The organism is Campylobacter sp. CFSAN093249, assembly GCF_011067895.1.
Taxonomy (GTDB): Bacteria; Campylobacterota; Campylobacteria; order Campylobacterales; family Campylobacteraceae; genus Campylobacter_D; species Campylobacter_D jejuni.
The window spans coordinates 1-11,677 of sequence record NZ_JAAMWM010000006.1 but is presented as its reverse complement, the minus strand read 5'-3'; the positions used below and the strand labels follow the sequence as shown (position 1 = coordinate 11,677).

The 11,677-nt window shown below is 28.6% G+C and carries 6 protein-coding genes and 1 pseudogene; 3 read left to right on the top strand and 4 right to left on the bottom strand.

Going from position 1 to position 11,677, the window contains the following annotated elements; translation table 11 throughout:
* Positions 1–114: 114 nt before the first annotated feature.
* Positions 115–1,158, top strand: coding sequence for a c-type cytochrome (locus FBF10_RS06670; protein ID WP_002860564.1), 1,044 nt, complete (start codon positions 115–117; stop codon positions 1,156–1,158).
* A 23-nt stretch (positions 1,159–1,181) separates the two neighbouring features.
* Here the strand turns inward: FBF10_RS06670 and FBF10_RS06665 are convergent, their stop codons facing one another.
* Positions 1,182–2,531: a DUF2130 domain-containing protein gene (locus tag FBF10_RS06665; RefSeq protein ID WP_002805287.1), complete on the bottom strand. Its 1,350-nt coding sequence runs from the start codon at positions 2,529–2,531 to the stop codon at positions 1,182–1,184.
* 102 nt (positions 2,532–2,633) lie between these two features.
* Between FBF10_RS06665 and FBF10_RS06660 the strand changes: the two genes are divergently transcribed.
* Positions 2,634–3,836: a multidrug effflux MFS transporter gene (locus FBF10_RS06660; protein ID WP_020246808.1), complete on the top strand. Its 1,203-nt coding sequence runs from the start codon at positions 2,634–2,636 to the stop codon at positions 3,834–3,836.
* On the top strand, positions 3,833–4,534 hold the full coding sequence (locus FBF10_RS06655; protein WP_020246807.1) for an SIMPL domain-containing protein: 702 nt from the start codon (positions 3,833–3,835) through the stop codon (positions 4,532–4,534). Before FBF10_RS06660 ends, FBF10_RS06655 begins: the two co-directional genes overlap by 4 nt.
* Positions 4,535–4,562: 28 nt before the next feature.
* Here FBF10_RS06655 and FBF10_RS06650 read toward each other — a convergent pair whose 3' ends face one another.
* From FBF10_RS06650 to FBF10_RS06640, 3 genes and pseudogenes are all read right to left on the bottom strand, one after another.
* Entirely contained in the window at positions 4,563–6,332 is a 1,770-nt protein-coding gene (locus FBF10_RS06650) for a pentapeptide repeat-containing protein (protein WP_052804111.1), read from the bottom strand.
* Positions 6,332–10,105: an Eco57I restriction-modification methylase domain-containing protein gene (locus tag FBF10_RS06645; protein WP_052804112.1), complete on the bottom strand. Its 3,774-nt coding sequence runs from the start codon at positions 10,103–10,105 to the stop codon at positions 6,332–6,334. The genes FBF10_RS06650 and FBF10_RS06645 overlap by 1 nt, the downstream gene beginning before the upstream one ends.
* A 60-nt stretch (positions 10,106–10,165) precedes the next feature.
* Positions 10,166–11,562, bottom strand: a pseudogene (locus FBF10_RS06640) (PD-(D/E)XK nuclease family protein).
* Positions 11,563–11,677 lie beyond the last annotated feature (115 nt).

The following is an 11,677-nucleotide window of genomic DNA, read 5'->3' as shown; positions in this document are numbered from 1 at the left end:
ACTTTTAGTAACACTTTAAAATTTAATTTTATTTAAATTATTCTTATTATGCTTAATATTTAAGAAAAAATACATTAAAATCAATTTGAACTGCAAATAAAAAGGAGGAAAATCATGAAAAAACACATTTTATTGCTTGGCTTATGTCTTAGTTTGAGTCTTAGTGCTAAAAGCGTGAGTGATTACAAAGTAGGAGAAGAATTAAGCGACAAGGAAGGAGTAGAGTATTTTAAGGAACTTTCCAAAAGACCTGTGCAAGAATGGCCAAATAAAAATTTAAGCATCAATGATGTTCCAAAAGGCAAGCAAGGGGATTTAATCCGTTATGGCATAGAGCTTTTAAGCAAGACAGAAAGTACTCTAGGACCCTATAGCAAGCTAAAAAAGACAAGCAACGAAGTAAATTGTATTTCCTGTCACATGGACAATGACGGCAATGGTTTGCCAGGGACAAAAAAATATGTTATTCCATTTTTAAATATCCTAAACAATTATCCAAGACTTGACATAGAAACGATGAAAATCATCTCTGTTGAAGATAGAATTCGCGGAATGGGCGGAACTGACTCTCATAGATTTCCTAATGATTCTAAAGAAATGAAAGCAATTTTAGCTTATTTTAAATGGCTAAAAGAAGCTTATGGTATCAAAGACGGTGTAAAACTTGAAGGAGATTTTTTTGCTAAGATGAATTTTCCAAATCGCCCAGCTGACCCTGTGCGTGGGAAAAAGCTCTTTGAAGAAAATTGCGTTGCTTGTCATGGCGAAAGAGGACTTGGGGTAAAAAATGATAATTACGAACAAGGTAGCGGACATTTATATCCATCTTTACTTATCTATCCTGATGGTGGACACATGGCTATGATACCATTTTTAGCAAGATTTTTAAAATCAGCCATGCCTTTTGGTGCGAGTGCGGATAATCCTATATTAAGCGATGAAGATGCGCTAGATATAGCAGCTTATGTCAATACAGGTTTTGTAAGAATGCCTATAACCACTACAGAAAATCGTGCAGGACTTGATACAGCTTATAGCAAATCCCCATCATTAAAACCTGAGTATTTTGCCTCACCGCAACAAAATTTAGACCCTAAAGAATACATAAAAGTAAAATACGGACCTTGGAAAAATCCAAATCACTTCCCAGGAGAATGATTAATTTTGGGCTTAGCCCAAAATTAATCCTCATCTTTGGCTAAATTTTCAAGACTTTTAATCCCTTCTTCGCCTATCAAATTTCCACCTTGTAAGTCGCTAAATATCGCATTTAAAGAACTCACTATGGCAGTGGAATTAAAACTTAGATTTTCTATAGCTCTTTCTCTTTTTTTCCATATATTTTGCAAAGCTCTTTTTTCAGCTTCTAATTCTTCTTTCATATTTTGATAAGTTTTAAGTATAAAAGTGATTTGCGTATTAAATTCCTTGGAATTTAAGTATTCGTATAAAATGTGATTTTTTTCATCTTTGTTTTGTAAAGCATTTTTGAGTTTATAAGCGTTTATAATGCTTTCTCTAAGCACTGCTAAAACACCTTTGAATTCATTAAAAGTACAGATCAAAATTCCTTCTTTAAAATGCGTTTTTTCTTTATCTTTTGGCATAGTTTTTGTGATCAAAACCGCTATATCACTTTTTGCGGCTATGCTGTCTAGCTTAAGCTTATCAAGCCATTCTTTATTAAATTCTTTAGTGCGTTTGCTCTCATACAAAATACTTCCGCAAATATTTCCAAAATTATCCTTTACTATATGCAGACAATCAGCTCCATTTACGCCTTTTGGCACTTCTTTTACTTCATCGCTTAAATACTCACTTTGTATGTATTCTTCTATGAGTAGTTCGGCTGCTTCGCCTTGGAGTTGCTGTGAGCCTTGTTCTATCCTGCGTTGTGCGTCTTCTAGCTTTTGAGCTACACTTTTAAAATTCGTTTCTAGTTCTTTGTATTTAAGATCTTGCTCTTGAGTACTTTTTTGAAATTCAAGACGCATTTTTTCTCTTTCAAATTCCAAATTTTTGCTTTCTTGTTCTTTAAATTCTTTAAAAGCCTCTTCTTTGGCTTGAAATTTCAATCTTTCTTCATTTTCTTTTTGCTCTCTTTTTAGCCTTTCATTTTCAGCCTTTATGCTTAAAAACTCGCTAAGTTCTTTGCTTTTTTTCTCGAGTTCTTCTTGCATGATTTTCATTTCATTTTCATGCTCTTTGTTAAATTTCTCGCTGAATTCTTTTTGGAAATTTTGCTTTTGTATAAGAAGTTCTTGTTCAAATTTTTGCTTTTCTAAAAGAAGCTTTTGGCTTACTTGCTCGTTTATGAGTTTTTCTTGTTCTATCTTTTGAGTTTTTAAATCATTTAAAGCTTTGGTATATTCAGCTCTTTTAGCATTTACCTCATCATCAAATTCTTTTTTTTGTTTTAGCATTTCTTGCTTAGCTTTATCTAAAATTTGAGCATATAAAGCAGTGCTGATATCGATAAAACTTCCACAACTTGGGCATTTGATTTGTTCATTTTGGTTTAAATTTTGCATAAAATTTCCTTAGAATTTTTCCCTAAATTTAACATAGAAAAACAAAGATTATTCTAAGATTGACTTGTTAAAATCATTCTTTTAGAATAATTAGGATTACAAATGCAAAAACACACCAAAATTCACGGCTTTGCTAAATTTAAACTCATCGTTATCCTTGCTTTGATGTCAAGCATAGCACCGCTTTCTACAGATATGTATTTGCCTGCACTTTCTCATGTGGAGCAAAGTTTTCAAACTAATTCTTTTTTAACCCAACTTAGTATCGCAAGTTTTTTTATCGCTTTTGCTTTAGGACAGCTTATATATGGGCCTTTAAGTGATATTTTTGGGCGTAAAATTCCAGCTTTGGTGGGGATATTTTTCTTCATCGTTTCGAGTTTGTTTTGTGTGATTATCGATGATATTTATGCTTTTATCGCTTTGAGATTTTTTGAAGCACTTGGGGGTTGTGCAGGTGTGGTTATCGCAAGGGCTATTATCAATGACTTGTTTGAGATCAAAGAAGCTGCAGGGATTTTTGCTTTGATGATGGTTTTTAGTTCTCTTGCTCCTATGCTTTCACCAACCTTTGGGGGAATTTTACTAGAGTATTTTTCATGGCATAGTATTTTTGCGACTTTGTTTGCTTTGGGAATTTTGCTTTTTTTGATGATACTTTTTGGTTTAAAAGAGTCCGCACCTCATCTTAAAAACAAAAAATTTTCCCATCATGAAGCGATGAAAAGCTACAAATTTGTTTTAAGCGATAAACGCTTTTTAGTTTATATACTATGTGCTTCTTTTGCTTTGGCGGCGATGTTTGCTTATATCACAGGATCAAGCTTTGTTTTTACGCAGTTTTTTAGCTTAAGTGAGCAAAAATTTGCCTTGCTTTTTGGGGTAAATGCTTTAGGTTTTGTCATCTGTGCAAATATCAATGCAAGATTGGTTTTAAAATACGAAAGCGAAAAAATTTTGGCAAAAGCTTTGATGATAATGTTTATATCGACTGTGATTTTACTTGCAAATGCCTTTTTTCACCCAAATTTCTTGCTTTTTGAGCTTAGTATTTTTACAAGTATCGCTATGCTCGGTTTCATCGCACCCAATACCACGACTTTGGCTATGGCAAGGTTTAAAGAACATAGCGGAACTGCTTCTGCGGTGCTTGGAACGGTGCAATTTGGTTTTGCAGGTTTTATCTCCTTCGTGGTTGGGGCTATTAACGCAAATACGCCGACAATCCTTGCTTTTGTAATGTGTGCTTGCGTATTGGTTGCAAATATGATATATTTTCTAATCAAAATAAAGGAGAAAAAATGAAAACAAATAATATCTTTATGGCTTTAGCCATAGTTTTAGCAAGTTTGATTCTAGCTTTTGGATTTAACAAGGCTTTAAGCGATTTTAAAACACTTGAAAGAAGTGTAAGCGTAAAGGGTTTAAGTCAAAAAGAAGTCGAAGCGGATACTTTGATACTTCCTATAAAATTCACAAGATCAAATAACAATCTTACAAATTTATACGAAGAACTAGAACAAGATAAAGAAAATATCATCAAATTTTTAAAAGAACAAGGCGTAAAAGAAGATGAGATCAACTACAACTCGCCAAATATCATAGATCGTTTAAGCGATCCTTATGGCAACGACACTCAAGCTGCATACCGATACATAGGCACTGCCAATTTGCTCATCTATACTCAAAATGTAAAGCTTGGAAAAAGCATACTAGAAAAAATTTCAAGTCTTGCAAAATTTGGTATAGTAACGAAAATCGATAATTATGACATAGAATACCTTTACACCAAGCTAAATGAGATAAAACCACAAATGATAGAAGAAGCAACGCTCAATGCTAGAAACGCAGCAATAAAATTCGCACAAGACTCAAACAGCCATCTAGGCAAGATAAAAAAGGCTTCTCAAGGACAATTTAGCATCAGCAACAGAGATAAAAACACCCCTTATATCAAAACTATAAGAGTGGTTTCTACTATAGAATACTACTTAAAAGACTGATGATAAAATTTCAAGCTAAGTTTAAGGCTTAGCTTGGCACTATGGAATTTTTTCGTGCGGTTTTTTGGAGTGAGAAAAGAACTAAAGCTAAAAGTATGGTATATAGTATGTTTAGCGCTATTAAGCTTGGGTAATTAAAAAATTTATCAGATTCATTTGCGATTTTTCCTATCAAAGGGTGAATTACACTAGGTTGTTTTATGAGCATTATAATAAATCCTATATATGAAAAGATAAGCACCACATATCTACCAAAAAACAAAGATTTGGTATAAACTAAACAAATATATAAACTAACAAACAAAGTATTTATAAGTAGTGAATATCCAAAGTCTTTATCTAAATTTAAAAAAAATCCAAATAATGAAAATAACACATAAAAAACACAAGAGATAAAGGATGCGAAAAATAAGCTTTTAGTCAAATTCCAAAAATCACCAATGATATATATAAAATTTATGTTTTGTTTTTTTGAGACATTGTTTTTCTTTTCATATGAATTTAATTTACAAACAAAAAAACCGCATCCAAAAACTACAAAAATAGCACTTATGATATCAAAATAAAGCCTAAATTTATCAAAAAATCCAAATAAAGTTAAAATCGCTCTTGTATCTTCTAGTTTATCATCGTGAAGCCAAGTAAAACCAAAAACAAGCAAAGCATACAAAGCAATTAATAATATAAGATTATTAAAAACCTTTAAAAAGTCTGTGTGATGATCACAAAGCTTTCTATAAAATCCTAAAAGTAAAAAATCCATAAAATCCCGAATTCTCGAAACATTTTTTTCTAAATCTGTCGTATTTTTTACATTCTCACCCCTTTTATCCCAATTTTGTTTTAGCTCTATCTCTTTACAATAAAGCTCGTATTTATGAAAATTTGAAGCGTCTAAAAGATTATTATCTTTTATCAAGGCATTTTTAAAAGTCCTAAAAGAATCTCTAAAATCATTTGCAAATTTATCTAAAGATTTTTTGTTTTCTATATTTTTATTAAAATCTTCATATTCTTGTTTGATTCTCTCTTGTAAATCATCAAAAGTAAAATTTAGATTCGCATTTACAGCATTTAAATTTCCTCTGAAAATCGCTTGAGAAAAATTTGGAGTTTTATTAAATCTCACTCCATAAAAATTAGCAGTTTTTTCAAATTCACACTCGTGGAAATCAGCGTAATTTTTAAAAATAGAATTATTGAAATAAACATTATCGTTAAATTTTCCTTTGATGGTAACCCTATCTTCAAATACACAATTATCCATTTGAAAAATATCTAAGCATTCTTGAAAATTTAAATAAACTTCTTTTTTAAAATTACAATTTAAAAAAGAAAGTTTTTTGATTTGTTCTATGGGTGTTTTCTTATCTATTTTATAATCAAATATACAATGATTAAATATTAAAGGATAGGTTTTAAACAAATACAATAAATCATCATAAGAGCATTGTATTATTCTTTGCTCTTCGATAGCAGTTTTATTTTGATTGTGTTCGTAAGGTTCTATTTTAGGAGCAAAATCAATGTAAAATACATTATCGACAAAACAACAAAAATCTAATTTTAAAATTTGTTTTATTTCTTCTTTTCCTAAAGATACATAAACTTTTTGCGGAATACTCGATAATATTTCTTCTAAATTTTTTGGGTATTTAAAATTTCCTTTTATATTTCCAATAATATCTTGTATAGTTTTGTTAATTGATTCAGGTTTTAAAAAAGTATCAGCTTTTTTAATTTCTTTTTTAATTTCTTCTTCTATGATTTGTCTTTGTTCTTTTGTTAGTTCTTCCATTATTTCCCTTCTATGATTTTTATTTCTTCTTCGTTTAGGTTGTAAAGTTTATAAACCAAAGAATTGATTTTATTTTCTAACTCTTGGGTGTTTGCGTTTTTGTCTTGTTCTTTGGCTTTTAAAATTTCATCGACTAAATTTATAAGTTCATCGGCTAATTTTTCATTTTTAGAATTTATTTTTGGTATGCAAAATTTTTCTATATAAGCTGGTTTAATCCTATAAAATCCACCCCTCATCACAACGCTAGTTTTTTGTAAAAACCACCAAGTTAGCGATGAATTTAAAACAGCCATTAAATATTTATAATCTAAATTTTTATATTCTTCGTTTCTAACATAACCATAAATTGTTGTAGTAAAATAAAATTCTCCGAGATTATCTAAAACAAAATGCGTATTATTACAAATATCAGGACAAAGTAATTTACTTATATTTTCTTGATTTATACCTTGAGTTCTACCAAATTGATACCATTTTTCATTGTCAAATCTTCCATTTTCTCTAGCCCTCAAAATACTTTCACATTCTTTCAAATACTCCCAAGCCTTTGGAAATTTGGATTTAAGCTCATTTTCATCATAAAGACACATTTTTTTAACATCTGTATTATCTTGTCCACAATAAGGAAATAAAACCATTGAATTTGAAATAGGTTTTTCATATCTATGAAAACTATCACCCATTAAAAGTGGTTTTAAAATTTCTTTTTCTATTTCCACTTCTTTATCAAGCTCTTTAGAATACCCTTTAACTGAAATTTTATTTTCTTGACAATCTTTTAAAAAATAAACACTATCTTTGCTTGTTTGCAAACCTACAAAAACCCTAAATAAATCTTTTACAGATATATGTTGATTGATTTTTGAAAAAATTTCTTGATTTGAATTTTCTTCAAAACTCCAAAATGAAGAGGATAATTTTTTATTATTTATCATTTTAAAATTTTCCTCTTTTAAGTTAAAAATAAAATTCGACATTTCTTCTTTTGTCTTTATGTTTTTGTCTGCTTGTACAAATTTCAAATGCAAAGAATTGTTTTCAAACCATTGTAAAGCCGTATATGTTGAAGCATCAAAAATTTGAAATTCTTCAAAGGATATGATTTTGCTAATTTTATCTTTTGCAAATTCTCTTAAATTTACTCCAAAATCAGCATTAAACCATTTATGAGGCATTATAAAAGAAATTACACCTTGCTTCTTGATAAGTTTAAAACATTGTTCTATAAACAAAATATATATATCATAATTTTTACTTGCCACTTTAAAATGTTTTTTATAATATTGCGATGAATTTTTATCTAGTCCTTGTATTCTTATATAAGGTGGATTGCCGATGATGAGATCAAAGCCTTTGAAATTTCCATCATCGTCCAAAATTTCAGGGAATTCAAAACGCCATTCAAAAGGATGATTGCTTTCTAGGTTAAAGATATTGTCGTATTCTTTTTTAAGATTTGCAAATTCTTTTGTGGCTTCTTTTTCATCAAAGTCAAAAAGAGTCAAATTCGCACCAACAAAGAATTTCAAATTTTCATCATCTACGGCTAAGAAATTTCCGTATTTTTTAGAGTATTTTTCACATTTATCGTTAAAGCCTTTCATTTCTTTTTTAAATTTGTCTGCAAAGCAGAAATTTTTAAAAGAAATTTTGAGATTTTTTATCTCTTGGTTGATGTGGCTTTTATCTATGTAAAAGCCTTCTTTATAGTCTTTTACTATGCGTTTGTATTTGTTAATGCGTTCTTTGATGTTAGGGTAGTGGCTTAGACTTTTGCCTGTTTCAAAGTAAGATACCAAAGAATTTCCGCATTTTATGTTTATATCGATATTTGGCAGGGTTTTAAGATCGTGATAATTTTCATCATCAAAGCTTTGATAAAAACTATGTTTTAAAAGCTCTATCCAAAGCCTTAGCTTCGTGATCTCGCATGAGTTAGGGTTGATATCGACTCCAAAAAGGTTATTTTCTATGATGTCTTTTTTAGTGTAAAAAAGTTCTTGTTGGATAAGATGGGCTTTATCTTTAGGTGTTTTTGGGCGTTTATACTCTATAAACTCGCCTTTTCTACCCGTGATGAGAATTTCATCGTTTTGCACTTCTAGATAAAATTCTTCATCAAAAAGATTTAGCTCATCATAAATGCTTAACATAACATTTAAAGCAGAAACCAAAAAATGCCCGCTTCCCACCGCAGGATCGCAAATTTTTATAGAGTTTAAAAGCTCTTTTTGTGCTTTTTTGTCTTCTTTTCTTAAAGACTTTCTTAGTTCGCTTATATCTTTAGCATCAAGATCAAATTGAGCGTTGAATTTATCAAGCACAACTTTTGTGATGCTTTCTTTGCACATATAAGAAGTGATAAAGCTTGGCGTGTAAAAGCTTCCTTCTTTGTAGCCATTGAGTTTTTCAAACACATTTCCTAAAACACTTGAACTTATGAGTTCTTTTTGGCTTAAAATTTCGCTTTGCTCATCATCGCTACCAAAATCAAAACTATCCAAAAATTCAAACAAGTATTCTAAAAGCCCCACTTGTCCTTTTTTAGCCTTGCATTTATCATCTTTTAGCACGGTGTTTTTATAGTAAAAAAGCTTTAAGTCATTGCTTAAGCTTGAAATTTCAAGTGTGTTTTCTATGCTTTGTTTTTCAAACAAAGAAGAATTTAGATAAGGCAGATAAGCAAATTCGCTTTTCTTTCGCGTGCTTTTTTCTTTGGCTAAAACTTCAAAGAAAAGTTCGCTAAGCTTGTCAAAATCAGGGATTTTTTTGAAATTTAAAAATTTCAAATTTTTATCATCATTAAAACGCACCAAATTTGACTCTATAAGCTTTAAAAACAAAATGCGATTAAGCCATAAGATCAAAAGTTTTAAGATGGTTTCAAAATTTTCTTCTTTAAGCTTAGAGTTTATAGCGGTGTAGAAAGTGCCTTGCTCTTCTTTGCTTTCTTCACTTTTTGCGATGATGAGTTTTGAGTTTTGTTTGCTCTCACAAAGCCCTAAGATATATAAAAGCTCTTTGTAAAAAGCATTGTTGAGTGAATTTGCATCGTTGGGGTTAAACTCACTTAGCAAAAAGTCTCTATGAAAAGTTTTATAAATACTTGCTAGGTTTTTAAAATTTGATTTTTGTTTGTCTTTTAAAAATGTCAAGTCAATCAAAAAGCCTTTTAAGTTTTCTTTGGAATTTTCTATGAGTTTGGCTACTTCTTTATAGAATTCTTCAGTATTACCTTTGAAAAGTGAATTTGGATTACAAAATTCTTCAAAAAGTTTTTTAAAACTTGGATTTTTATAAAAAAGCTCTTCAAACTCACTAATTTTAAAAATGTAAAATTTATAAAAATCTGTGATGATAATAAATTTTAAGCTAAAACTATACTCTCTATTTCTAAAATAATATAAAATAGTCTCGTGTAAGGCTTTAGAATTTACCTTTGTATGAGTGATAAATTCTTTTGAATTTGGCTTTTTAGCCTCAATAAGAACTTCTAAGTCTTTACTAAACTCATCTTTAGAGATGGATAAGTCAATCTCACTTTTGCCTTTTTGCTTGGTTTTGATGTGAGTTTTGAAATTTAACATGGTTAAAAATGGACTAAGTGCATTAGCTACAAGATAATCTTCATTTTCACTTTGCGAACTTTCAAGTCTTTCTAAATACTGCATTAAAGCCTTGTTAAATATATCAAATTCATTTTGAATGATTTGCTTTTTGCGGTAGTATGGGTTGAAAAAATCTTTTTCATTTAGCAAAGTGAAATGCATTTTTAACCTTTATAAAAAATATTTTGTATTTTATCAAATTTTACTTTTATATAAAATTTTTTAAGAATTTAATATATCATTAATACCTTTATATGCTTCCTGTATAGGTTTTTTAATAAAAAAATCATTTAAAATTTGAATAAAATCTTTTTTAGAATTTTGATTTTCAATCAACCAATAAATAAAAGCGTATTCTCCTTCTAATTTTTCATTGTTTATTAATTTATCACAATAATAGTGATTTTGATATTTTCTAACATTTTCTTCTTTTACATCTTTAAATAATTTTAAACATTCTTTATATTTTTCATTTTCTATATCTTCTTCATCATCATTTGAAATTTCAAATGTCAAACCAATAATATCATAGTATTTTTTTTAAAATAAATATATATACATGGATATATGCTTTCATTCTTATAATCAACAGGATAAAATGTAAATACACCATGATTAACACGATTTTCTTCTATTTTATTGCCGATAAAAGTTATATCACCTATTTTAATTTCCTTGTGTTCAAAACTATCAAAAAATTCTTCTATTATATATTCGCAGATGTTGCTCCATTTATGCTGGATAATATCTTTAGCTTTCTTATAGTTTTCTTCATTTAAATTTTTAAGCTCTGATTTATTTTTGTTATATCTATATAAAATCATCGCATTTTTTAAATTTTGCATTTTTATATTGTTTTGAAAAATAAATTCTAGTACATCATCTCTTTGAGTATACTCATCTGTCATATACCATTGTAAAATACTTTTGTATTGATTTAGAGTAAAAATAATGTTTTGTATATCAAGAATAAATTTTTGATCTTTGATTGATTTTTCTTCATATATTTTTATACACTCATCAATCCATTCCTTAATCCATATATAATCCATCTTCAAATAATAGCTAACATTATTTTCATTTTTATCTTTAATCAAATTTGTCTTTATTGTAAAATTTCCCAAACTATAATCACTAGGACTAGCACACTCATCTTGATGCAAATATATAGTCAATATGTTTTTATAACAATCTTTTATATTTTTGATATTTTTTCTTACAAAATTAATATAATCTTTCAATTGATTTTTTTGATCTTTTGCATAAATTTTATTTTCTATTATGATATATCTTTTATCACTTAATGTTATTAAAATATCTATCCTTCTATTATCTTTTATGCAGGCTTCTGTTTCTACGCTTTTTATATCTTCTATGTTTAAATTTTCAAATTTCGTATTTACTAAACTCTTACCAAGTTTTTCTAAAAATACCTTTGCAAAATTTTTTTGATAATGATCCTTATTTATATCAATTAAATAAGCTATAAATTTAGAATGATAATTTTCTTTTGTTTCAATATTCAAAGCATCAAATATATTTATATCACTCAAACCATTATTCACATCTTTTTCAAATTTAATATCTTCTTCAAGCAACCTTTCAATAAATTTTTCCATGTATCACTTTCCAAATTTTATACAATTTTACATGTAAATAAATTTTTAATTACAAACTAAAAAAACTGATTATTAATTTTATAGGCAAGTTAAGCAGAATTAACAAGTCCGCAAT